The organism is Pararhizobium sp. O133 (assembly GCF_051669845.1).
Taxonomy (GTDB): domain Bacteria; phylum Pseudomonadota; class Alphaproteobacteria; order Rhizobiales; family Rhizobiaceae; genus Pararhizobium.
On sequence record NZ_CP196426.1, the window covers coordinates 1,506,274 to 1,530,013 of the forward strand.

The 23,740-nt window shown below is 56.3% G+C and carries 23 protein-coding genes and 1 pseudogene; 15 read left to right on the forward strand and 9 right to left on the reverse strand.

Annotation, left to right across the window (positions count from 1 at the left end):
• Position 1 precedes the first annotated feature (1 nt).
• The 4 genes from ACST81_RS07240 to ACST81_RS07255 are packed head-to-tail and all read left to right on the forward strand — an operon-like array spanning position 2 to position 6,819.
• Complete coding sequence (locus ACST81_RS07240) at positions 2-1,177, forward strand: restriction endonuclease subunit S (RefSeq protein WP_438752182.1); 1,176 nt, start codon at positions 2-4, stop codon at positions 1,175-1,177.
• The gene (locus tag ACST81_RS07245; RefSeq protein ID WP_438752183.1) at positions 1,155-2,810 is read left to right on the forward strand and encodes a DUF6119 family protein; all 1,656 of its coding nucleotides are present in this window, start codon (positions 1,155-1,157) and stop codon (positions 2,808-2,810) included. The genes ACST81_RS07240 and ACST81_RS07245 overlap by 23 nt, the downstream gene beginning before the upstream one ends.
• Complete coding sequence (locus ACST81_RS07250; protein ID WP_438752185.1) at positions 2,807-6,106, forward strand: type I restriction endonuclease subunit R; 3,300 nt, start codon at positions 2,807-2,809, stop codon at positions 6,104-6,106. Before ACST81_RS07245 ends, ACST81_RS07250 begins: the two co-directional genes overlap by 4 nt.
• Positions 6,103-6,819 carry a M48 family metallopeptidase gene (locus tag ACST81_RS07255; RefSeq protein ID WP_438752187.1) on the forward strand — a complete coding sequence of 239 codons (717 nt, stop codon included), beginning with the start codon at positions 6,103-6,105 and terminating at the stop codon, positions 6,817-6,819. The genes ACST81_RS07250 and ACST81_RS07255 overlap by 4 nt, the downstream gene beginning before the upstream one ends.
• Positions 6,820-6,867: 48 nt before the next feature.
• Here the strand turns inward: ACST81_RS07255 and ACST81_RS07260 are convergent, their stop codons facing one another.
• Both ACST81_RS07260 and ACST81_RS07265 read right to left on the reverse strand, forming a co-directional pair.
• Complete coding sequence (locus ACST81_RS07260) at positions 6,868-7,071, reverse strand: DUF4287 domain-containing protein (protein ID WP_438752189.1); 204 nt, start codon at positions 7,069-7,071, stop codon at positions 6,868-6,870.
• Positions 7,072-7,305: 234 nt separating this feature from the next.
• A complete protein-coding gene (locus tag ACST81_RS07265) occupies positions 7,306-8,172 on the reverse strand; it encodes a transglutaminase-like domain-containing protein (RefSeq protein WP_438752191.1) in 867 nt (288 codons plus the stop codon).
• 213 nt (positions 8,173-8,385) lie between these two features.
• Here ACST81_RS07265 and ACST81_RS07270 point away from each other — a divergent pair, with 213 nt between their 5' ends.
• From ACST81_RS07270 to ACST81_RS07285, 4 genes and pseudogenes are all read left to right on the forward strand, one after another.
• Positions 8,386-8,844 (forward strand): VOC family protein, encoded by a 459-nt coding sequence (locus tag ACST81_RS07270; protein WP_438752192.1) that lies wholly within the window; start codon positions 8,386-8,388, stop codon positions 8,842-8,844.
• Between the two features lie 18 nt (positions 8,845-8,862).
• A pseudogene (locus ACST81_RS07275) lies at positions 8,863-8,967 on the forward strand (phospholipid methyltransferase); the annotation flags it as partial.
• Between the two features lie 242 nt (positions 8,968-9,209).
• Complete coding sequence (locus ACST81_RS07280; RefSeq protein ID WP_062576813.1) at positions 9,210-9,422, forward strand: hypothetical protein; 213 nt, start codon at positions 9,210-9,212, stop codon at positions 9,420-9,422.
• Positions 9,423-9,697: 275 nt separating this feature from the next.
• The gene (locus tag ACST81_RS07285) at positions 9,698-10,123 is read left to right on the forward strand and encodes a winged helix-turn-helix transcriptional regulator (protein ID WP_438752194.1); all 426 of its coding nucleotides are present in this window, start codon (positions 9,698-9,700) and stop codon (positions 10,121-10,123) included.
• 146 nt (positions 10,124-10,269) lie between these two features.
• On the opposite strand, the gene ACST81_RS07290 is transcribed toward ACST81_RS07285, so the two are convergent.
• Positions 10,270-11,214 carry an aromatic alcohol reductase gene (locus ACST81_RS07290; RefSeq protein ID WP_438752196.1) on the reverse strand — a complete coding sequence of 315 codons (945 nt, stop codon included), beginning with the start codon at positions 11,212-11,214 and terminating at the stop codon, positions 10,270-10,272.
• Between the two features lie 233 nt (positions 11,215-11,447).
• On the opposite strand from ACST81_RS07290, the gene ACST81_RS07295 reads away from it, so the two are divergent.
• Positions 11,448-12,068: a tyrosine-type recombinase/integrase gene (locus ACST81_RS07295; protein WP_438752198.1), complete on the forward strand. Its 621-nt coding sequence runs from the start codon at positions 11,448-11,450 to the stop codon at positions 12,066-12,068.
• Between the two features lie 139 nt (positions 12,069-12,207).
• Here the strand turns inward: ACST81_RS07295 and ACST81_RS07300 are convergent, their stop codons facing one another.
• Positions 12,208-12,693 (reverse strand): winged helix-turn-helix transcriptional regulator, encoded by a 486-nt coding sequence (locus tag ACST81_RS07300; RefSeq protein WP_438752200.1) that lies wholly within the window; start codon positions 12,691-12,693, stop codon positions 12,208-12,210.
• A gap of 121 nt (positions 12,694-12,814) precedes the next feature.
• On the opposite strand from ACST81_RS07300, the gene ACST81_RS07305 reads away from it, so the two are divergent.
• The gene (locus ACST81_RS07305) at positions 12,815-13,345 is read left to right on the forward strand and encodes a dihydrofolate reductase family protein (protein ID WP_438753420.1); all 531 of its coding nucleotides are present in this window, start codon (positions 12,815-12,817) and stop codon (positions 13,343-13,345) included.
• A 221-nt stretch (positions 13,346-13,566) separates the two neighbouring features.
• On the opposite strand, the gene ACST81_RS07310 is transcribed toward ACST81_RS07305, so the two are convergent.
• Positions 13,567-14,937, reverse strand: coding sequence for a transposase (locus tag ACST81_RS07310; RefSeq protein ID WP_438752202.1), 1,371 nt, complete (start codon positions 14,935-14,937; stop codon positions 13,567-13,569).
• Between the two features lie 212 nt (positions 14,938-15,149).
• Here ACST81_RS07310 and ACST81_RS07315 point away from each other — a divergent pair, with 212 nt between their 5' ends.
• The 5 genes from ACST81_RS07315 (at position 15,150) to ACST81_RS07335 (ending at position 18,890) form a co-directional block, all read left to right on the forward strand.
• Entirely contained in the window at positions 15,150-15,314 is a 165-nt protein-coding gene (locus ACST81_RS07315) for a hypothetical protein (RefSeq protein WP_438752204.1), read from the forward strand.
• Positions 15,311-15,715, forward strand: coding sequence for a M48 family metallopeptidase (locus tag ACST81_RS07320; protein ID WP_438752206.1), 405 nt, complete (start codon positions 15,311-15,313; stop codon positions 15,713-15,715). Before ACST81_RS07315 ends, ACST81_RS07320 begins: the two co-directional genes overlap by 4 nt.
• A 202-nt stretch (positions 15,716-15,917) precedes the next feature.
• Complete coding sequence (locus ACST81_RS07325; RefSeq protein ID WP_438752208.1) at positions 15,918-16,832, forward strand: DUF4365 domain-containing protein; 915 nt, start codon at positions 15,918-15,920, stop codon at positions 16,830-16,832.
• Between the two features lie 9 nt (positions 16,833-16,841).
• Entirely contained in the window at positions 16,842-17,918 is a 1,077-nt protein-coding gene (locus ACST81_RS07330; RefSeq protein WP_438752209.1) for a putative phage abortive infection protein, read from the forward strand.
• A 201-nt stretch (positions 17,919-18,119) separates the two neighbouring features.
• On the forward strand, positions 18,120-18,890 hold the full coding sequence (locus ACST81_RS07335; protein WP_438752210.1) for an RES family NAD+ phosphorylase: 771 nt from the start codon (positions 18,120-18,122) through the stop codon (positions 18,888-18,890).
• Positions 18,891-19,471: 581 nt separating this feature from the next.
• Here ACST81_RS07335 and ACST81_RS07340 read toward each other — a convergent pair.
• The 4 genes from ACST81_RS07340 to ACST81_RS07355 all read right to left on the reverse strand — a co-directional run bounded on the left by ACST81_RS07340 (position 19,472) and on the right by ACST81_RS07355 (position 23,728).
• Positions 19,472-20,305: an IS5 family transposase gene (locus tag ACST81_RS07340; RefSeq protein WP_438752211.1), complete on the reverse strand. Its 834-nt coding sequence runs from the start codon at positions 20,303-20,305 to the stop codon at positions 19,472-19,474.
• Between the two features lie 186 nt (positions 20,306-20,491).
• Complete coding sequence (locus ACST81_RS07345) at positions 20,492-22,399, reverse strand: bifunctional sugar phosphate isomerase/epimerase/4-hydroxyphenylpyruvate dioxygenase family protein (protein WP_438752212.1); 1,908 nt, start codon at positions 22,397-22,399, stop codon at positions 20,492-20,494.
• Between the two features lie 20 nt (positions 22,400-22,419).
• Positions 22,420-23,286, reverse strand: coding sequence for a shikimate dehydrogenase (locus ACST81_RS07350; RefSeq protein ID WP_438752213.1), 867 nt, complete (start codon positions 23,284-23,286; stop codon positions 22,420-22,422).
• Positions 23,287-23,293: 7 nt separating this feature from the next.
• A complete protein-coding gene (locus ACST81_RS07355; RefSeq protein ID WP_438752214.1) occupies positions 23,294-23,728 on the reverse strand; it encodes a type II 3-dehydroquinate dehydratase in 435 nt (144 codons plus the stop codon).
• Positions 23,729-23,740: the final 12 nt, after the last annotated feature.

Here is a 23,740-nt window from a genome sequence, read left to right on the forward strand (position 1 = left end):
CATGGGAGATGTAGCAAAGGTGCTTCGTGGTGCGAGTCCGCGGCCTAAAAGTGATCCTCGGTACTACGGAGGGAATGTGCCACGCTTAATGGTTGCTGATGTAACCAGGGATGGTCGATATGTTACCCCAAAGATCGATTTTTTGACGGAGGAGGGGGCGAGCTTGAGCCGACCAATGCCAGCTGGGACATTGACTATTGTTTGTTCTGGAGATGTTGGAACTCCATCGTTTCTCGCGGTCGATGCTTGCATTCATGATGGTTTTCTTGCTGTCTCTGAAATTAGCGACGGGTGCTTACCAGATTATATTTACGAGGTATTCCAGCACCTGAAGTCAAGCATCGAGAGATCGGCCACCCATGGAGGGGTATTTACAAATCTGACAACAGAAATTCTACGGAATTTTACTTTTCTACTCCCTCCGATCCAAGAACAACTCAAGATCGCCAAAATCCTCCAGATTTGGGATGATGCCGACGACAAGTTGAAGACTTTGCAGTTGGCGAAGGAGCGCAGACTTCAATCACTTCGATACAATCTTTTAATGGGCGCTATTCGGGCTAACGGACCCGGGAAGAATTGGCAATCACGCAAGCTGGCGGAGGTAACGCGTGAGCTGACAGCCAGGAATGGCGGGCTCGTGCTTGACCGTGAAAAGGTCATGGGCGTGAGTAACACCAAGGGTCTTGTACCCATGCGGGAGCAGACAGTCGCCGAGGATATCACGCGCTACAAACGCCTTCCGCCACGCGCATTCGCCTACAATCCGATGCGTATCAATGTCGGTTCAATTGCCATGAACAACCTTGGTGAGGAGGTTTTGGTAAGTCCGGACTATGTTGTCTTTGCCTGTGAGCCGAATGGTCTTGAACCGGACTATCTCGATCATCTGACAGAAACACGTTGGTGGATGCACCACATCAACAGCGGCGGTTCGGGCAGCGTTCGACAGAGGACGTATTATGCCGATCTGGCGGCGCTTCAGTTGCCGCTGCCTGATATCGATGAGCAACGGAAGATCGTGGAGTTGCTGAATTTAGCTCGCCACGATCTCGCCGAGACCAAGCGCCTGAAAGCAGCGATCGAACGACAGAAGCGCGGCCTGATGCAGAAGCTGCTGACGGGCGAGTGGAGAGTGGAAGTAGGGGGGGAGCATGCCAAAAGCCAAGTCAGTTAGAACTTTAAACATTCGCCTTCTTCGCAAGGGACGCAAGCCTGACCACGCATTTTCTCCGAGTTTTGCTCCCGGCGAGCCGCGAGCGTTGCCGCAAAGGCCTTGGGACGGGATCGAAGGGGCGTTGCTGTACATTGGCCAGGTCTACTCAAATCCGCCAGGCTGGGCGGAATTCTTGGGGCATGGCAGTGCCGATCTGCCGGCCGATATGCTGACAAGCGGCGCTGGAGCTGTGTTGTTCGTACCAGTCGGAGACCGGCTGGCCGCACTATGTTTCGGGCACGTGCATATTGCCCTGAACGATGATGCTTTCGAGCGGCAGTTCGGATTGAAAGTAACGCTGAATACCGTACCGCGGAATCAACTCCGCACTTTAGACCTTGCAACGCCTGATGCGGTTACATTCCAGAAACGTGTGCAGGCCAGCAAAGACAGCGACGTACAAGCGTTCGGCGTCGATATGGTTCGGGACTTGGCTAGGGTCGCCGGGGGCACTCCCAGAAATCCAGCGTTCGCTCGCTTCGTTGCCGGAAAGGACGCACTATCCATCACATGCGCCGTGAAGCCGGGCGATGTTCAAGCCAAGTGCGCAGAAGTGCTCAAAGCATACGGGAAGGTGGACTACCGCAAGGAGTTCGCGTGGGTAGACAACATGCGGCTCGTCCTGGAGAAAGACACCATTTCTCAATTGGACGCCAAGCTGTTCGCCGCAATCAAGGACCTTCTGGCAGGGGGAAATTCAGAACTCCATATGGCCCCGCCGGAAGTAGTAAACTACGTTGAAGGCAATCAGCTTCATTATAATGGATTTGGCAGCCACGGGGTCAATTTTCATAGCCTATCGATTCAAGACTACATCGCCGAACTCGATCGTTGCGGTTTTGCTGGGGACATTGCTGAACTCAAGGAGAAACACCGAATCAAGGCGAAGGCTGATGGCGAGGACGAATTCGTCGAGAAGTGGCGCGTCTACGATTGCTTCGTCTACGAGACTTCGCTGGGGGCCGGTGCTGATGAGCAGTACTACGTTTTGTTCGCCGGCGATTGGTATTGCGTGGAGAAGAAGTTCAAGAAAACCATTGAAGACTTCTACGACGCTATCGAGAAAGTGGTTATCATCGGCCCCACCACCTGCAAGAACGAACGGGAATTGATCGCCGATATCGAAAAGAACCGTCTGGACCTCTTGAAGCTGGATCAGCAGAAGATCAACCCTGCTGGCGTAAGATATGCGAATCTCGAGCCGTGCGATTTTTTTTCGAAGACCAAGCAATTCATACATCTGAAGGATGGCAATTCATCAGGCTCTATCAGCCATCTGTGGTCTCAAGGTGTAGTGAGCGCAGAGGCCTTCGTCAGCGACGATGATTTTCGCAAGAAGCTTCGTAAAATTGTAAAGGACCTTGGCGGGGGATTCGAGGTTGCCTTGCCTAAAGCTGGACAGAAGGTTGTTCGCGACGATTTTAAGGTCGTGTATGGGATCATGAGACAACCCTACGCGGACGGCTCACTCGGACTGCCGTTTTTCAGCAAAGTCAGCCTCCAGACGGCGGCTTCTAGAATCGGGCAGTTTGGTATCCCGGTCGCCCTCGAACTCATCCAGAAACCAGCGTCAGAGAAAGCTGCAGAGGAATGACCTTCGACGCTGCCGAGAAACACCAGTCGCAATTGCCCGCTCTCATGCTGCTCGTTGCGATGGGGTTTACGCCACTGTCCCAAACGCAGGCAATAGCCTTGCGTGGCGGCAAGCTGCGCAACGTTGTTCTGGACGATATTCTCGCCGAGCAGCTTCTCCGCATCAATCGTTATACCTACCGTGGCAAGGATTATGCCTTCGATCTTGAAGACGCGCACGAGGCCATGCGCCGGCTGAAGCCGACGCCGGATCGACTTAAAGGCCTGAAGGTCACCAATCAGGAAATTTATGACACGCTGGTTCTCGGCACCACGATTACCAAAACGATCGACGGTGATTCAAAAAGTTATTCCTTCCGCTTCATTGACTGGAAAAATCCGGAAAATAACGCCTTCAACGTGACTGCGGAATTTGCAGTCGAGCGGACCGGTTCAACGGAAACGAAGCGATGCGACATTGTTGCATTCGTCAATGGCATTCCCTTCATTGTCATTGAGAATAAGCGGCCGACGGAGAGTCTCGCCAAGGCGGACAGCCAACTGATTGGCTATCAGCAGGAAGACCGAATTCCTCAGCTTTTCCACTTTGCCCAGTTGCTGATGGTGATGAACCGCCTAGACGCGCGCTATGCGACCGTGGGCACGCCGAAGAAGTTTTGGCATGCCTGGCGCGACGAGGAGGTGGCTGAAGAGGATGTGCTCGCCGCGATCAACTCCGAGCGTCTCAAGGGCGAGATCGACCAGATCGACGATATGCTGAGCGGGTGTGACGAAAGCGTCGACGATCACGATGTCAACCGGCCGCTGGGTTTTGCGGAAGAGCAGGCAATTTTCGCAGGCGACTTCGCAAACGCCCGAGAATATTTCAATGCTCTGCGTGACGAGGGCGGGCGTGTCGTCACTGCGCAAGATCGCATGATCATGGCGCTTTGCCGACCAGACCGATTGCTGGACCTGGTGAGGCGTTTCACGGTGTTCGACGGCGGCGTGCGGAAGATCGCGCGCCACCAGCAATTTTTTGGCGTTCGCAAGGCGGTGGAGCGGATCAAGCAGTTCGACGTCACAGGCACGCGGAAAGGCGGCGTCATCTGGCATACTCAAGGTTCAGGCAAATCACTGACCATGGTGATGCTGGGACGTGCGCTCGCACTCGATCCAGGCATCGTCAATCCGAGGCTGATTATCGTCACCGACCGAGACGATCTCGACAAACAGATCAAGGACACGTTCAAGTCTTGCGACATGGAGCCGAAGCGCGCCACTAGCGGCGCTGACCTTCTGCAGCTCATTCGCGGCAAGGCCCCTCTGATCACCACCATCATCAACAAGTTCGATACAGCGCTTCGGAATGGTGATCTCGTGGATGACGACGCGAACGTTTTCGTACTTGTCGACGAGAGCCATCGAAGCCAGACCGGCAAGTTCGGCGGTCACGGCCAGTTCGCCATGAAGATGCGCCGCTTGCTGCCGAAGGCCTGCTATCTTGGCTTCACCGGCACGCCGTTGCTCAAGAAGGACAAGAATACCCTTTCCACCTTCGGCGGCCTCATCCACAAATACGCGATCGACGAAGCCGTTGCAGACGGCGCTGTGGTGCCACTGCTTTATGAAGGCCGGATGGTCGAGCAGCAGGTGAGTGGCGAGGTTATTGACAAATGGTTCGAGAAGATCAGCGGAGGTCTTACCGATCAGCAGAAGGCCGATCTGAAAAGGAAATTCTCTAGGCTTGATGCGTTGAACAAGACTACGCAGGCGATACGCGCTAAGGCCTTCGATATCTCCGAGCACTACCGGCAACACTGGCAGGAAACAGGTTTCAAAGCCCAACTCGTCGCTCCATCAAAGTCCGCCGCGATCCGCTTCAAGGAAGTGCTGGACGAAATCGGACATGTATCGAGCGCGGTAATCATTTCGCCGCCCGACGACAATGAGGACAATGAAGAGACAGACCACGAATCAAAAGACGTCGTCCGTCTTTTCTGGGACAAGATGATGGCCCACTACAAGACAGAAGACGAATACAATCGTCAGCTGATAGATGACTTCAAGGGGACAGGCGATCCCGAAATTCTGATCGTCGTGTCGAAGTTGCTAACGGGATTCGATGCGCCACGAAACACCGTGCTCTACATATGCAAGCCGCTGAAGGAGCATAACCTTCTGCAGGCGATTGCGCGCGTAAACCGCCTGTTCGAAACAGAGGACGGTGGGGAGAAGGAATTCGGTGTCATCATCGACTATGAAGGGCTGCTTGGAGAGCTCGATAAGGCGCTGACGACATACAGTGCCTTCGAGGGCTACGAAAATGCCGATCTGGCTGAAACCGTCCATGACGTCCGAGAGAAAATCAGGCGGCTGCCGCAACTGCATGATCAGCTCTGGGACCTTTTCAAACCGGTCAGAAACAAGAAGGATATGGAGCAGTTCGAGCAGCTGCTTGGCGATGAGGCCATCCGCCATGATTTCTATGAGCGGCTCAAGGCTTTCAGCCGCTGCCTGCATATATCGATGTCATCTGACAAGCTTCTCGACGTGTTTGATGAAAATAAGATCGATCAGTTCAAGCGCGACTGGAAGCAGTTCGCGGAGCTGAAGCGCGCGGTCCAGATTCGGTATCAGGAGATCGTCGATGTTAAAGAATTCGAACCGAAAATCCGAAAACTCCTCGACGACCATGTTGTCGCGATGCCGGCAGAAACGGTCATAGAGCTCATCAACATCAATGATCCTGATGCGCTGAATGCGGCGATCGAAGATTTGGGGGTTAGCGCCGCGTCGAAGGCGGACCGCATTGCAAGTGCCACCCGGCGCGCCATTACCGAAAAGATGGATCAGGACCCCACTCTTTACCTGGCCTTTTCCGAACTCCTGACGCAGACTATAAGCGACTACCGCGCCAAGAGACTTTCAGAGCGCGAGTATCTCCGGTCTGTTGTCGATCTGGCTTCGAAAGTTGCCTCTAAAGATCGTGGGGCGAACGTACCGGATGCGATCAAGTCCAATGAGGATGGCCAGGCCTTCTTTGGTATCCTCAACGGGAAGTTGGCGACGACAAGCGGTCAATTGAGCGCGGACGAGGTTGCGGATATCGGCCTGAGGATCATAACCGTCGTCAAAGCCCACCTGATCGTTGGAGTCTGGGCCAATGAAGTCGCTCAAAACAATATGCGGAATGCGATCGATGACTACTTCTTCGATGAAGTCCGCGATGTGAAGGGAATAAAGCTGCCGGTTGAGGTGCTGGATGATCTCGAGCAACAGATCATGGACCTTGCGCGTGCGAGATTTCCGGCATGATCTCCTCAAGTCATTCCGTAAGCTTCGGTAGTCATCTGATCGAATTTACCATCCGTCGTCGTGAGCGGAAAACGCTCGAAATTGCTGTCGAGCCCGATGCATCGATCGTGGTGACCGCGCCGATTAACGCGTCGATCGATGCTATTGAAGGAAAGGTTAAAAAGCGGGCTGGTTGGATTCTTCGGCAGCAGCGCTATTTCGGGAGATATCTGCCGAGGACGCCAGAAAAGCGCTTCGTCGCGGGTGAAACGCATCTTTATCTTGGTAGACAATACCGGCTAAAGATCAGTGGCGATCTTAAAGACAGCGTGAAGCTCGCCCGAGGCTATATCAATATCACGAGCGTTCGGCCGAACAACGTTGAAGCCATTCGCGAACTGGTGGAAAACTGGTTCCTCGACCGCGCGCGCCAAAAGTTTCGTGAGCGTCTCGAGGCCTCGATGTTGCGTTTCCCCGAACCGGAGGCCTTCCGGCCGGCTGGGCTTGTTGTCCGCCATCTGGAAATGCGGTGGGGGTCCATGTCGCCAGCGCATCGGCTAATGCTGAATAGGCGGCTGATCCATGCTCCGACAGATGCGATTGACTACGTGATCACGCACGAGCTTTGCCACATCGAGGAGCCCAATCACAGTGCGTCCTTCTTCTCCCTGCTAAGCCGCGTGATGCCAGATTGGGAAAGGCGGAAGTATCGTTTAGAGACCGCGATGGCCTGAACGCGGAAATAATTTCCGCTTCCGGCCCTAAGCGGACGAATTTCACCATCACTCGTGGAGCGTGTCCGCGACAAGGGCATTGGCGTGACCGTGGCCCAAGCCGTGCTCTTGCTTGAGCCATGCGACCAGCTCCATGTGCTTCTTGCCACTCTGACCACGGATGAGGTCTTTCCACTCCGCTATCGGGCGGCCATATTTGGCTTCAATAGAGGGAAAGTAGGACGCGGGACCCTTCACGGAATTTGTCGTCATAGTGCCCCTCTTGTTGCAACCAGTTCGCGCCCAAGGTGTAGCATAAGATTACGCGAGGCGACAATCAAAGTCCCCTATTGACGCATAGCTGCACCTCGTCATCGGCTACTGATGACCGCTTCGGGCCGGTAGGAGACAAGCCGCCTCGGCTGGAATGCGCCAACAGCGGTCATTGGTATTTGCGGTCGCATAATACCCGAGCATGCAGAACTTCAGCCGACGAGCCTTGAGTACCTACTGCGCGACCGAAACCGTCTCACGAACCTGCCTGACAGCATTGAAGACCTCTCCAGGCATGCCGAACCCTGGAGCGCCATAGATTAAACGGAGCTCTTCCCTATGACGGTCGGGGTCGAGCAGGACCTCCGCCAAATGATCGAAGCGTCGCAGTTCCTCGGTGCTGATCTCCGCGTCTGGGGATGGCATCGCCCCCCAGTCGTCCCACGGCAGCATCTCGACCTTGTTCAGGCTGGCGAGGTCACGGATCATATTTGAGGCGATGAACCAGAAGCCGCCTTCATCGAAGATACCAAAGCGATTGGGGTCGTCCTCGCCACGCCGGCAGAGTTGCCAGGCCTGGGCGGCCAGCAGGAACTCACCCGATGGCAAGTCGAGAGTGTCGAAGACCAGCCCCAGTTCTGCACGCTGAAAGTCATCGATCTGAAAATCGACCATCCGCCAGCGATCACCATTCCAGACCTCCACCACCCAGTGGTCGATCGCCTTGTCGGTAGCGAAGTAAGTGCCGAAACCGCACCGCGACCTGGCCGCACGGCCATTCGCTCGCAAGGCCGACACCGCGAGCAGCGAGAAATGGCTGCAGACACCAACCGCGCGACCCGCAGCAGGACGTGGTGAATTGCCCCCCGCAAGGAGGCCGTCCAGCACGGCGTCCACCGATCTCCTTTGCGAGAGTTCACGGCGCTCCGGGGTCAGCTCTTCGCCATATCTCGACGCCCAGTGTTCGTGAAGCATTCTTCCCTGAATCCAGGTGGCTAGGTCGGCGATGTCCGTTGGAGCGCCTGCCAGCCCGACTTTATTCTTCTTTGCCGTGGAATGCGGGCCAGGCTCTCGGAAGTAGTCCAGCGTAACCATGTCCATGAGTATCCTCCAAGGCCGGATGATCCAGCGAGGGCGCATTGGTGTCAAGCGCACGGCGAACGCCCGCTTTGGGCCGCTGCGCGCCAAAAGCAGTCATCGCAGTGACGTGAAGTGATGCTCGGAACGGTTTCGAGAGACGAAAGAAAGTTCGTAAGGCTATCCAGCCGTCGCTAGATCGGGCAGACGTAACTGGTAGGTATGTGAGGATTAAAGATGGCCGAAGATGCCGGCGTAATAGCTGTGGACCACACGGGATTCTCGGTCGCCTCGTTGGAGGAGGCGATCCAGTTCTGGACTGAGGCGATGGGTTTCGACCTTGCTCGCCGAGGAGAGATGGGTGGGGAGTTTCTACGGGAGGCTACGGGGGTTGACGACCTCCGTTGCCGAATGGCGCTGGTGACGGCTCCAAATGGCTACCCTATCGAGCTTCTCGAGTATTCGACAGGCCGTATGCTGGGCCAGACACCTCGTAGCGCGGGTGCGATCGGCGCCGCTCATATCGCCTTCACGGTTAAGGATATCCGCATGGCGATCGCGCGGGTTGAGACGGCGGGGTGGGCAGTGAACGGTTCGCCGCAGCCGATACCAGCCGGCCCCCGATGCGGAACAATGGTCGCGTACATCTCAGGCCCGGACGGTATTACCATAGAGCTGATGCAGCCGCCTGCTTAGTGAAGGATTGCTGATACTTTACTCCAGCGGCTGGGGCTCAAGGCTATTCGCATCAGCACCACCTATGCAAACCTGCCGCCTGCAAGCGTATATCGCATCATGAGGACGACAGTCGCCGCATGAACCGGACAGCTTGCACACCCTGGCTTGTCCGCTTTGGGCCGAAACGAGCTAAGAAATGAGGTCTCCGATGCACCAATTACGGTCATTGCGGCTGCCGCAAAACTCCCTATTCTGCCACGTCGCAGAAGTCAGGAAAATAAGTGTCGTTATAACTAGGATATTTGCGAGGCTGTGTTCCACGTTCGTGGCGGCAGCCAACCTTATGAAGGACTAGGGCATGAAGGACTAGGGCGGAGAGACCTATGACGCAAGGCTTCCGTAAAAGCATATTATTTCCGATCACTCTCATGTTTGCTGGTGTCGCCGCGTTTTTTCTTTTCCTTTTTGTGACAGGGCATGATCCTGACGAAAAGCCGCTGACAATGATCCATTGGATTATCGGCGGAGCGCTGATCGGTCCAGGTTTTGGCTACCTCATCCAATGGAGGCGGGACAGGGACCGATCCAAGTTATGAGCAACTCTTAGCTTTGGCGGCCGTCACAAATTTCCTGTCAACCTCCTGACATCCTTGATCGGGTTTAGGTACGCTGCTCTTCTCGGCGGTCTCTGCGTAGGGCCGACAGGCGGCATGACGCAGAAGCGCCAACAGCGGACGTCCTCGGCCATCGGCAACACCAACGACGCGGATATCCCTGCCAAATTTTATGAACGTTCCAACGCAGGAGAGAAAGGTGAAATGCCCTCGGAAGGTTGTTAATACGAAAGGCAGGAACACCGGAGGCAAGAGCAATGACCAGAGAAGAAATTCTTAGCTATTCCCAAGCGGTTTGCGATGGTCTTCGTGAGGACGACGATGGGGTGAGACGCGAGGTTCTCACCCACGCGGGAAGCAGGTGGTCGCTCGGCGTCATACACACCCTCGGTGTCTATGGTAGGCTTCGGCACGCAGATATCGGAAAACGTATGCACGGCGTAACGCAGCGGATGCTCACTCGCACGCTACGCCAACTCGAAAGAGATGGTCTCGTCACGCGTCACGATCTCGTTGAGATGCCGCCTCGGGTGGAATACGAACTGACAGAACGGGGAATGGGTCTTCTCATTCGTATGATCCCGTTGTGGACGTGGGTCGTGGAGAATTCCGAGCAGTTTCGAAAGTCGCGCGAGGATTTTGATTCGCGTCCCCCAGAAAAGCCCTCCTGGCAGACGTTTTAACAATCGAGACATGTCGCCGCTCCACTGATGTCGGCACTGTGTTCGACCGCGTAATGAATTGCTGCGGATCAACTCTTATCGTGAGCGCGGGTATACCGCGCTCACCGTTTATTATCGTCTATCGATTTGGCATCTCAGAGGCCATGTTACTTCCCGCTCAGGTTCGCGTTGATCCAATCGGACACATCCGTCACCTTGATGCCTTCGCGCGTGTTGAACGTGCCTGCCTTGTCCCATGCCATTCCTCGCCCAATACCAAAGGCTGCGCGGTACTTGCGCATCATGTTTTGGGGGTCATCTCTCAGTTCCTCCATAAGGACGGGAACAGTCCATTCGGACCGGTTGAAGGGCCGGTTCAAACCCGCCTCCAGCTTGTCGGCAAGCTCGCCATAGGTGACGGTGTCGCCCGCCAGGAAGACGATCTCGTTGCTGATGGTCGGCTCGTAGAAAACGATTTCAGCGGTGAGCACGCCGATGTCGTCGGGCGTCGTCAGCGTGACAGCGGTATCGGAGCTCCCAAGAGCGTGAACTGCGTTCTTTTCCAGATCAACGACGCCGAATTCTGGTTCGAAAAGATAACTCATGAACATCCCGGTGGAGATGATGACCCATTCCGTCTTGCTCTGGGAGCGAAGGAGTTCACGCACATCGAGTTGAGCGTCGAAGATGTCCTGCGGACCGCCTCGGCCAATCGCCTCGAAATCGACACCAAACTGCCAGGGGAAATAGCGCGGAATACCGGACTGCAACGCCGCCTTGGCCAACTTCATCGGTGTATTAATCCCCGCCGCGTAGCCAGCGCAGCCAATCACGGTATCGTACTGTGAAAACAGAGATGCGAGTTCATCGATTGAGCTATTGACCAGATCACCTGTGACGATCTCGATATCCAAGTCGCGTATTTCGGTGGCGTCGCGCTGTTTGGCTATCGAGTCTGATTTCATCGCACTGGCGCGAAGCAGAACGCTTATCTTTGCGTCTTCAATGCCCTTGGCGCGACGGGCCAGATTGCGAAGGACGGGCATGCCGAGTTCCCCGGCCCCGAGCACGAGAATGTTTCGTGACTTCACATTGGAAACTGTCTGGTTCATCGATTTCAATCCTTCAAAACGCTACGTCACCGCTACTTGGCAAGGCGGGACGACGAAGGAAAGAAGGTACACGGATGATACTGCAGCAAAAAATAGAAGGACGATAATCCCGTTGTATTACCCTTGCGCACATACCGTCTGTCCGCTTAGGGCCGAGTAGCGACGAACTATGATATCTTGGACGGCGTGCCTATCGCGGGCGACGAGGAGGGAGGTGTGGCGGAGACTTGGTCATGGACACCGCCGTACAGCGCACCCGCTACCCGTGGAATAAAGGCATTCTGGTCGGTCAAAAGCGTCCGCTTCAGCCGAAGAACGTCTGGTCGATCCGCGTCAGACTTGAAATGAGTGGGGCGGTTCGAGAGTTGGCGCTTTTCAACCTCGCCATCGATAGCAAGCTCCGTGCTTGCGATCTAGTCAGGCTGAGGGTCGAGGATTTGTGGTCTGGTAGTTCGATCCGGGACCGAGCAACTATCATTCAGAAGAAGACGAAGCGGCCTGTGCAATTTGAGGTTACCGAACAAACGAAGAGCGCAATCGCGGCGTGGTTTCCATTCGTGCGAAGGAAGGGCAGCAGCTATCTGTTCCCGAGCCGCCGGAAAACCTCACAGCATTTGTCGACAAGGCAGTACGCCCGAATAGTTCATCGATGGGTCGCTTCTATCGGCTTGGAAACCAATGCCTATGGAACGCACTCCATGAGAAGAACCAAAGCGGCGCAGATTTACAAGAAAACAGGCAATCTCCGTGCGGTGCAAATCTTGCTCGGTCACACCAAGCTCGAAAGCACCGTGCGATACCTCGGCGTCGAGGTGGATGACGCGCTAAGGATTGCAGAGCAGATCGAATTGTAGAATCCAGACCACCTGCGAGAGCCGGTGGTCGCCACTGCGCCAAAACCGCACGTAGTCCCCCGCGTTGATGAAGGAACTGTTTCGACCCCTTCTCGGTCATTCGATGATGGAATCGCGTCGCTTGAAAGCCGTCGCTGCTTTAAGCGGAAATGGAGGCCTCATATGCCGCCTGCATCTTCGCTAGAGCGGAGACAACAGGTGCAGGCGAACCCAGATGGATGTGCCGCAACTCGTCCATGAACTCGTCCCAAAGCTGCGGCCCACCATCCTCGAGAACCTGTGCCCGCTCTGAGAGCTCGAATGAAGGCAGGGCGTGCCTGATCCCCCAGCTTCCCATGAAGGCCATCAGGGGCACCAGTTCGATGGCGCTTTCCGTCAGGCTGTAAAAAATTCTCTGCTTGTGGCCGGGATCGGCAGCGCGTGTGAGCAGTCCGCTGGCAGTAAGCCGCTGCAGACGGTCGGACAGGATGTTGGATGCTATGCCTTCCGTGCTCTCGCTCAGGAATGATCGGAAGCTACGGCGGCGACCGCCGAACATTGCGTCACGCAGGATGATCAGGCTCCAGCGATCTCCAAAGGTCTCGAGGGTAAGATTGATCGGACATCCTGAGCGTCGAGATTTCATTGTGTGGCCCGAACTGCTTGCAAAATAGAGGTGGTTGTCGCACAGCACCCACTGCTACCACAGTTTTGGAGAAATTAAACTTGGTGAGACGTCGTGTCTGCCAACATCGAGGAGGCGCATGTTGGCCAAGCTTTTCTTTGGCATGAACCAGTCGCTGGACGGCTATGTCGACCATGATCGGATGACACCGCCCAGCCCCAAGCTGTTTCGCCATTTTGTCGAACAGACCGACCGCCTTGCCGGTAGCCTTTATGGCCGCAATCTCTACGGCCTGATGAGCTATTGGGACCAAGATCAACCCGGCTGGGACGCGGACCACCATGCCTTTGCCGTGGCATGGCGCAAGGCGCCCAAGTGGGTGGTGTCCAGCACACTGAAGGACGTCGGGCCCAATACCACGATCCTCGGCCCCGACCTAGAGGCAGAAGTGCGCCGGCTCAAGGCAGAGGTGCATGGCGAGATCGAAGTCGGTGGGCCCAAGCTTGCGCAACGCCTCACCGAACTGGGGCTAGTCGATGAGTATCGCATCTACCTGCACCCAGAGGTCCTCGGCCACGGCACCCCCTTCTTCGCCGCCGCACGACCGCCCTTGCGTCTGGCCAGCAGTGAGCAGATTGATGATCAGGTGATCCGGCTTAGCTACATCCCCTGATGTCCGGTTTCGTGCCTAAATCGCCATAAGCCGCCGGTCCTCTTCTACCTCATTTCAGACATGAGCAGATCGACCCGTTAATGACCGCTTCGGGCCGCTACGCGCCGATTTCGTTGAAAAACTCGCCGGACTGTCTGCTCATCCGCCCTTTTCTGCCTTTGGGAGAGTGGGTTTGCAGGCCCGCCACGCGCCGAAGCGCGAGATATCGATTTTTGCCGCTCTCAAGCGGCAATGACGCCGTGTCGTGGCCTGAGTTTGGCCAGCCTCCTGAGGTTTTGTGCGGTTGCTGCAAGGAGGAATTCGTCTCGGGCACCGCGCGGTCCTCGAAGTCTCAAACGTGCCATCCGTAGGATGCGCTTGAGGTGTGCAAAGAGCATCTCGACCTTCTTTCGGCGATGGCGCGATTGTACGTATCCAGGTGTCGTAGCAATTGCTCGTGCAACGTCTCGGGCATCTTCGTTGAGATCGCGCGGCACCTTACGCATCGGCGTGTTCGGGCAGCAGCGAGGCTTCAGTTCACAGCGATCACAGTCCTTTTTGCTGGCACGGTAAAGCCGCGTCCCTTCGGCAGTGATGCCCGACCTGGGTGTTGCATAGGTTCGGTGGAATTGCTTCAGCTCCTTACCCGCCGGGCAGATGTAGCGATCATTCTCGGCCTCCCATGAGAAGTCTGAACGAGAGAGAGTGCCATCCGTCCTGTTGGACTTGTCGAAGACAGGAATGTGCGGCGCGATCTTCTTCTCCTTGACTAGCCACGCAAGGTTGTCTGCAGAACCATAGGCACTGTCAGCGGCGAGATAACCAGGACGCAAGCCGAAGCGGCTCTCCGTTCGGTCGAGCATCATGCGGGATGCTCCGACCTCCGCCTGGCGAATTGCCCGTGTCGCCTCCACATCCAGGATAACGCCGTGATCTGTGTCGATCAGATAGTTCGTGGAATAGGCGAAGAAGGCATGGCCTTTGTGAGCGCCCGTCCATTGAGCGGCCGGGTCTGACGTGGAGATAAACTTCGGCGTCACTGGCGACGCCGCACCGAAAGCCGCATCATCGAGAACCGCCAGATATTCCTGCACCGAGCGGCCAGCGTCTTCTTTGGCTTCCCACTCCGCGCCCGGTACCGAGCGCTGCTTGTTGGCATCCGCTGCGATCAGGCTGGCATCGACGGCAAACCCTTCCGCACCGACCAGCCCTTGCGAAAGGCAGCGCTCCACCACCGTCTCAAACATAAGTCGCAGTATGTCGCTCTGCCGGAACCGGCCATGTCGGTTCTTTGAGAAGCTGGAGTGATCGGGCACCTTGCCATCCAGGCCGAGGCGGCAGAACCAGCGATAGGCAAGATTAAGGTGGACTTCTTCGCAGAGCCGCCGCTCTGACCGGATACCCATGGAATAGCCGATGATCAGCATCCGCATCATCAGTTCGGGATCAATCGAGGGGCGACCAGTGGTACTGTAGAAAGGCCTCAACTGTGCCCGTACGCCGTCGAGCTCGAGATGGCGGTCGATCCCCCGCAGCAGGTGATCTGAGGGGACGTGATCATCAAGGCAGAAGTCGTAGAAGAGCTGCGCCGGAGCCGTCTGACATCCCATCATCGCTCAATCCTCCGCAAATCAATACGACGATTGAATCACGACAACCCAGTGCCGACAACGCCTAGTTTTTCAACAGTATCCGCCAACACCGGACATTGCGGCTGCCGCAAAACCCCCTATTCTGCAAGGTCGCACAAGTCAGGAAAACAAGTCTCGCTTTAATCGGGAGTTTCGCGACAAAGGTGAAAGTCACCTTTCGGCCCTAAGCGGACATGATCAAAGAGCACCTTTCGGCTTCCGCTTTATTGACCTGCCAAGCCGACAGCCGGTTCGCGAATCTTCGTGTCGCCGAAATTCTCAAAACGGGAATCTCCGATGAAGTGTTGCGTGAGATCGAGAAAGCCAAAATTGGTGTGCCGACCTCAAGGACACCGTGAAGCTCGCACGCGGCTATATCAATGTCGCGAGCGTTCGGCCGAATAACGCGGAAGCCACGCGAGAACTGGTGGAACGCTGGTTCCTCGACTGCGCACGCCAAAAACTTCGGGAGCGGCTTGAGGAGTCTATGATGCGTTTCCCTGAACCGGAAGCCTTTCGCCCAACCGGATTGACAATCCGTCAACTTGAAATGCGTTGGGGTTCGATGTCGCCAGCAGGTCGACTTCTTCTTAACCGGCGGCTTATCCACGCTCCGATTGATGCCATCGACTATGTGATCACCCACGAACTGTGCCACATTGAGGTGCCCAATCACGGGAACGCGTTCTTCTCGCTTCTGGGACGCGTAATGCCTGATTGGGAGAAACGGAAACGGCGGCTGGAAACAATGATGGTGTAAAGTGGAAATCATTTCCGCTTTTGGCCCCAGCATAGGGTACGTACCGCGAAAGCAGGTACCGCAGTAAAAGCTGCGTACTGCAGATCGATTGTTTCTCGTGGGAGGTTTTCCAGTTCGCATAATGCGTGCACAATCAACTGACCTCTCGCAATCTAACCGCCAAAAGCCTATGCATTGGTGGTCGAACATTCGGGGGCAACCGTTGGCAAGAAAGGCGGATTTAGATACCGACCTCAAAGGGCGGGTAGGGGTCTCACTGGTAGAGACCTTTTTCCTTGAGCATGGGTTGATTTTCCGTCGTCAGCCAGAGTCGGACAAGGGCGTTGATGCCACCGTTGAAATCCACGAAAAGGGTGAAATCAAGCTTATCGCGCTCCAGATAAAGACTGGAAAATCCTATTTTGAGAAACACGGTAGCGATTACATCTATCGTGGTTCGCACAAGCATTATTCATACTGGACCGGCTACCCGATTCCGGTGTTCCTAGTTCTCGTTGACCCCGAAACTCGACTTATGATTTTTCAGAGGGTTGAAGAGCATCTATGCACATGGACCAAGGCCGGCTTCACCTTAATCATCCCTTCCGCAAACAAGCTTGATGACCACAGTGTGAGTATATTTTCGAATGTCCGACCGACCGATGAGGAGTCACGGTTGCGCCAGGCCTTTGCAGCCGACGAATATCTGATGTGCGATATCGCTGAAAACACCGTGTTCTTCAAATGGGAGGAATGGATCAATAAGCACGTCAATTTTCGGAGGCTGGACATATACTTCGATGATCATCACGGCGAGCCTTACGATACCGCCGAGTTTCGATATCGGTCGCCGGACATCTACGAGGCCATGAATGACATTTTCCCATGGGCAATGTTCACGATGATCTCTCAGGAAGACAAATGCGGCGAGATCATCGAGCATCTGATGGAGGTATCGTTGCGGCCGGAAGCGAAAGCTTATTTGGAAAGCGAGCAGTTCTTCAAATCAGCAAGTGCGTTCTCTTGGCGGGTTCCTATGCCGGCTTACTCGGGAGAAACCGGTAACGACGATGATGACGGCGACGAAGAAGAAGAAGAAGATATGGCGTGGGAAAGAACAGTGCGTGGGGATGACTGAGGGGGCAGAATGAATGCAGAGACTTTGAAAGCCTGGTGCCTTGCTGGCTGGAAGTGGACGAAAGCTGCGTTGACACCAATCTATTGGTGGCTGCGGAAGCGCTTTGAGGTCTTCCTTGAACCCGCAAATGAGAATTCGAAGGCCAACCTTTATCACCTTTTTCTGATCGCCGGTGCGTTCTGCGTAATTATACTGCTCGCCGCCATCATCGTCGCCTTGGTGGGCGTCGGTCAGGGTGGTGGTACGTTCGGGGATTTCATCGGCGGCACACTGAATCCTATCCTGACCTTCCTCACCTTCATGGCGCTGCTTATCACAATCGTGCTGCAACAGAAGGAGTTGGCCGAAACGCGGAAAGAGCTGGCGGCTTCAGCGAGAGCATTGGAAGACCAGCATAGGTCGCTGGATCGACAGAATTTCGAGACTACGTTTTTTCAGATGCTCACTCTACACAATACCATTGTGAACTCGATTGACCTTTTCTACAGCGGCCGCGAGAGCAACTTAGGCATCATTTCGGAGAAGGCGCAGCCAAGAGAAACAAAAGGGCGCGACTGTTTCAAACAGTTCTACACCAACTACACTGATGCCTATAATTCCGCGACTGGTCAGAATGAGAGAAAGCGCCTTCAGGCGGCCTATGATGAGTTTTGGGAGAAGAGGCAACAAGACCTCGCTCATTACTATCGGTACCTCTACAACGTCTTGCGCTTTGTCTACGATTATCAGGGAATTGACGACAAGCTCCGATACGTAAAGCTCCTTCGTGCTCAGCTTTCTGATTATGAGTTGGTGATGCTGTTCTACACGGCGCTCAATAAGAATGGTATGAATTACTGGATTTACATCCACGAATACGAACTTTTCGACAATCTTCCGCCCGAAATGCTACTCGAACCCGTGGGTCACAAAGCGCTGTACTCCCGGCATTCATTCGGTGAACCAAAGAAGCCGAAAACGCTCGATTGGCCTCCATATGTCGTTGCTGAAAAGTACGAGACGGAAAAGGCTGCCAAAGCGGCTGAGGAAGCTGCTAAGGCTGCCGCTCAAGCAGAAGCAGACAACCGAATGGGCGAGGCTTCGTGACGCAGTAACGGCGATTTTGCCGGACTCGGCCTCGCTCATTGAGCCGCCGGAATTGGCGTTCCCTACTATGGTTTCGCCATCTGGAAAGACCGGTCAGGCCTCACACCGGATATCCGGGGAAACCAGCTGGAGCAGGTCCCAGGCGAGTTTGAGCGGCTAGTTCTAGCTTGGTGATTGTCGATTTTGAGGATTGAAGTCGTGATGGAAGAGAGTTTGGCTCCGACTTTCAAGTCGCACCGTGATTACCATCATTTCCGACGTGAGGTGGTGAAGTCACGTCGTTTCATTCGGTCGCCGGAGACGGATGCATTTCTGCAAGCCGTCGCTGCGACGTGTTATACCCGAGAGAGTATTGTCAACGTGGGCAGGCAGCTGAGGCGCGCCCAAGTGGCACATGGCCTGAGGCCGATTTATCAAACCGGCGAGGACGATCAAGAAATCTACATCGACGATATCGAGTGTGCGGCCGACAATGCCCGCATGATGCCTTTACGTGATCGGGCCGGCGACGGGCGCGTAAACCCCCGCGGGATACCTTGTCTCTATATGGCGACAAACGACGCCACGGCAGTATCGGAAGTCAGGCCTGCGATCGGCGCTTACGTGACAGTTGCCGCTCTGAAATGCTTGCGCGAATTGAAACTGATCGATTGCAGCGTTCTCGTCAAAAACCACTTCATATACTTCAAAGAGCCAGATCGCGCGGAGATGGAGAGGGCCGTCTGGTCGGATATCGACAGGGCATTTTCAGCGCCGGCAGATCGGTCCGACGACGCAGCGGAGTACGCTCCCACACAGATTCTCGCGGAATTGTTCCGCTCCCTCGGTTACGACGGCGTGGCGTACAAAAGCGCGTTCGGCGAAGACGGCTACAATGTCGCGATTTTCAACATCGATGATTTCGAAGTAGAGTGGTGCCGGCTGTTTCAAGTGGAAGACATCACGCACAAGATCAAGCTGCAACCCGACTGATCTGCGCGACGGGGCGCAGCTTGCACCTCTACGGGACAATGAATGGCAGCTTTCAGGGATACACACATCAGCTTTGGAGCACCTAATTTGTGTCGAGACACTTCCTTCGTCAACGCGTGGAGGCCAGTGTCGTAACAGCGCGAAGCGGGCTTCGATGTTAAAAAGCGGAAATGATTTCTGGCAATCTGGCTGTAAACTGGCTGAATTTACAAGTCTCTGTGCGTTCAGGCCCCCGCAACCAATCCTTCCAAAAAGCCCCACTGTGGGGCTTTTTGCGTTTCCGCGCCGTCAAACGCGTCACTCGCGGCCCGCCATGAGATCGTGTTGGGCTGCGGCGAACCGCCCGTTCCAGAAGATCAAGCACCCCATCGATGAGAGACTGCGCATAACCAACAACCCTTATGAGACCTGTGCGCGGTAGCTCCATTGCCTTGGTTCTCCTTGATCTATTCGGCTTCACGGGAGAAGATGTGAAGATATCGGCGCGGCGTTATCGGCTTTGGCCCTGGCGGCTCTCGTGTGAGCGCCGGTGGTGTTTTTTGAGTGCTATGCGGCCATAGCGATGATCTTCAAACTCCGTTTCATATTATAGGCGATGGCGGTGAGGCGATTTGAACGCCTGCCTTGGCAAGCCCTCGCCCTCGCATCCGGCGAAGGCCGTAGCTTCGTTTCCAAGTCCCAAAGATCTTTTCGATCCGCCCACGAATGCGGTGGATCGGTTGATTGTAGACTTCAAGACGTGCCTGTGTTTCTGCTTCGTCCCGTCCCCACATGCCGGTGGCAACGATGCGTGGGGTTCCACCTTTGGCGCGCACCGCGTCACCGAAATGATTGCCGCGATAGGCGCTGTCGGCAAACACCTCGCCAGGATTGTCGGGCAGGGCATCGGGGCCAGCCTTGCCATCGTTTACGTTGGCTGGAGTTACGGCGATCTCCTCGACAAGGGCTGTATCCGCATCAGCACCGACATGGGCCTTGAAGCCATCAACTGCCGGGCGCCCCTTATGCTTGACCCAATGTCCCTCTTCGTCATCCTTATTGAACGAAGCGATGATGGTCGCATCGACAAGCGTGCCGGTTTTCACCTGGATTGCCTTGGCCTTGAGCTGGTGGGTGATCTCATCGAACAGGGACTTGTCCAAGCCATCAGCCACAAGGGCTTTGCGAAACCGCACGAAAGCCGTTCGCTCTGGCGTTGCCTCGGAGATCGAGAACCCGCAGAACCGCCGGAACGACCCTCGGTCATCCAGCGCATCGGCAAGCTTGACGTCGGACAAATCGTACCAGATCGACAGCAGCATCGCCTTGAACAAGGCCAGAGGCGGCCAGGCCGGCTCGCCCTTGGCAGAGCAGGAAACCACGCCAAGCGCACGATCGACAGATCCCCAATCAATCAGCTTGCTAAGCTCATCCAACGAAGACTGCCGCCGCGATCAACGGCAAAACCGAACTTTTCCTGACCAATGCCCCGACCTGACATCCAAGACCTCAATCCATTGTTAAATTGAGGGAATCATAAATCATCGCGCCAGTAAAGGCACCCGCGCACAGGTCTCATAATTTCCGTTTATCTGAGCATTCCCTCCACCAAGATTGAACGTTCATTCGCGACTGACTTTCGATACGGCCGGCATGCCGTCCGGTCTGATCTGTCGCTTTTGGGCCGCGATGCGAAAGATCGCGTTGGCGGCGCCATAGCCACGGTAGCCGCGCCGTTCGACGATCTCGAAGAAAAAACCCTCTCCATAAACGGCGCTGTAGAGCTGGAAATATTCTCCATGCTCGTCCCGGTCATACAGGATGTCGGCTGCTTGAAGACTGTCGGTGAATTCGGCGTCGAGACCGAAGCGGGCCTCGATATCGTCATAATAGTTGCGGCTGATTTTCAGGGTTCTAAAGCCGTTCCTGGCCAGCGCAGCGGCCGTTGCGAAGATGTCCTCCGTCTGGAAGGCGATATGCTGGATGGCGGGGCCGAAATTCTCGGCAATGAAGTGACCGGCGAGCGTGCGGCGGTTCTCCGCGCCGTTCAACGTCATGCGCAAGCCGCCTGCGGGGGCGGCTACGACCTGGCTGCGCACCATCCCGGCCGGGTCGATCACGTCGAAGACCGGGGTTTTCTCGATGGCGAGGAGGGACGTGTAGAACAGCACGGCCGTCGGCAATTCTCCATATTCGACGGTCTGGGCGATGTGGTCGATGCTGTGGAGCCCGGCCGGGGTGACAGGATGGACGGGATCGACGGGTTCGAACTCGGTCTCCCAAATCCGCGATAGCGAAGGACTGGCATCGAGAAAATAAAGGAGGCTGCCGCCGGGACCATAAATTGCCGGCATCGCCGTTTCGCCCGGACCGGGAGGCTGGGTAAAGGCGCCTGCGCCGAGACCGAGTGCACGCGAAACCGCGCCACACGCATCCGATACCTGAAGCCCGACGGCATAGGCTGTCGTGCCATGGAAATTATAGGACGCGCCGGCATAGCCAGCCGTCTCGGTATTGACGACGATGCGGATCTCGCCTTGCTGGTACACCGTCACGGACTTGCTGCGATGACGGCCGGCGGGAATGAAGCCCATGGTTTCGAGAAGCCCGGTGATCTCGTTTGTCTCCGGGCCATCCGTGGCAAACTCGATGAAAGCGACCTTGTCCACGGCGATGCGATCCGGCATGTCGGGGAGCGCGATACGGGCATCCGGCTCACGGCGGCGAACCTGGTCGCCGAGATGGATCAGTGAACGATAGCCATCCTGCGCGATCTGGCGTGGCGAGCCCGCGCGGAACTGGTCGTTGAAGATCTCCAACGAGAAATATCCGTCATAGCCGGTCGCGGCCACCGCGCGGGTGAAGTCCGTGACGGGAAGGTCGCCTTCGCCCGGCATGTTGCGATAATGCCGGCTCCAATAGAGCAGGTCCATGTCGATCAGCGGCGCGTCGGCAAGCTGGACGAAGAAAATCTTGTCGCTGGGGATAGCACGGATCGACCCGACATCGATCTTGCGGGCCAAGGTGTGGAAACTGTCGAGGATCAGGCCGACATTGGCGTGGTCGGCGCGGCGAACCACCTCCCAGGCATCTCGATGGTCATTGACGCATCGCCCCCAGGCCAGCGCTTCATAACCGATGCGCAGCCCGCGTTTGGCAGCCCGTTCCCCAAGCTCGTGGAAATCCGCCGCCGCACGATCAATGCCGCCCAGGGATGCCGGGGAAACGTTCGAACAGACAAGAACTAGCTCGGCGCCGAGTTCCTGCATGACATCGAATTTTCGTTCGGCTCGTTCGAAAGCACGGCTGCGTTGTGCCTCGGGCATGCCCTCGAAATCACGGAATGGCTGGAAGAGGGTGACTTCCAACCCCTGGTCACGCACCATCTGACCAACCTCGCGCGGACTTGCGTCATAGACCAGCAAATCGTTTTCGAAAATCTCGACGCCATCGAAACCCGCCGCGGCGATGGCCGCGAGCTTTTCGTCCAGTTCGCCGCTGATCGACACGGTTGCAATCGACGTCTTCATCGGGACCTCCTTCGAAGATTCTATGGCACCTTTGCCCCGAGCGTCGCGCGGAGCGTGGCAAGCATGCGCTCGGCGTCCGGCTCGCGACCGGTGAACAGCCGGAAAGCCCCGGCCGCCTGGAACACCGCCATGCCGCCGCCGTCGAGCACGCGGCAACCGCGCGATCGCGCCAGCGAGAGCAGGGCGGTTTCGATCGGGAAATAGACGATGTCCGCGACCCAGTGGTGCTGAGCCAACAGCGTGGGATCGAGCGGAAGACCGGGATGCGCGTCCATGCCGATCGGCGTCGCGTTGATCAGGCCGTGTGCCGCGCCCATTGCCTTGGCAAGATCCGTCGTCGCCATGGCGAAATCCCGGCCCGCGCGGCGATTGAGGGATTGCATCAGCGCTTCGGCCTGGGGGACGTTGACGTCACTGATCAGCAGCCGGTCGACACCCATGCGGAGTGCGGCATGCGCCACGGCAGCGCCCGCGCCACCTGCGCCGAGTTGCAACACGGTGTCGATGGCTGCGTCGGGCAGGCCCCGACGAAAGCTCTCCATGAAGCCGGACCAATCGGTGTTGTGGCCGATCCGTCGCCCCCCAGTGAAGACAACTGTATTGACCGCGCCGAGTTGGCGGGCGTCCTCGGAAAGATCGTCAAGCAGGGGAACGACCTGCCGCTTGCAGGGATGGGTGATGTTGACCCCATTGAAACCCGCGGCTTCCGCCTCTGCAAGAAGCGCTGGAAGTGCGGATGGCTCCAGCCCACGTGCATCGAGGTCAATCAGGTCGTAGGAGAGTTCAAACCCCTGTGCCGTGGCTTCCGTTTCGTGCAGCATCGGCGATTTCGACTGCCCGATCCCGGCGCCGATCAACCCGACCCTTATCTTGCGCGGCTGCGACATTGGCCGGTCACCCCTCATTCACCATGTCGAGCATGGCTCGCACGGCGACGGGATAGCCACGGGCGCCGAGGCCGGCAATGACGGCGGTCGCTGCCCGCGACATCAGGGATTTCTGATAGATATCCTCGCGACGGTGAATATTGGAGATGTGAAGCTCTATGATCGGGCGCGGAAACATTTTCAGTGCGTCAAGGATCGGGATCGAGATAAAGCTGAGACCGGCCGGATTGATGATGATGCCCGCAGCCGGGGCATCGATCGCCTCGTGGATCCAGTCGACAAGCTGATACTCGGCATTGGACTGGCGGAATTCGACCGGATGGCCGCTGGCGGCCTGCCGGCTCCAGGTCTCGATCTCGGCGAGCGTTGTCGCGCCATAGATCTCCGGCTCGCGCTTGCCGAGGCGGTTCAGGTTCGGGCCGTTGAGGATGTAGATGGTCATGAGTACGTCCGT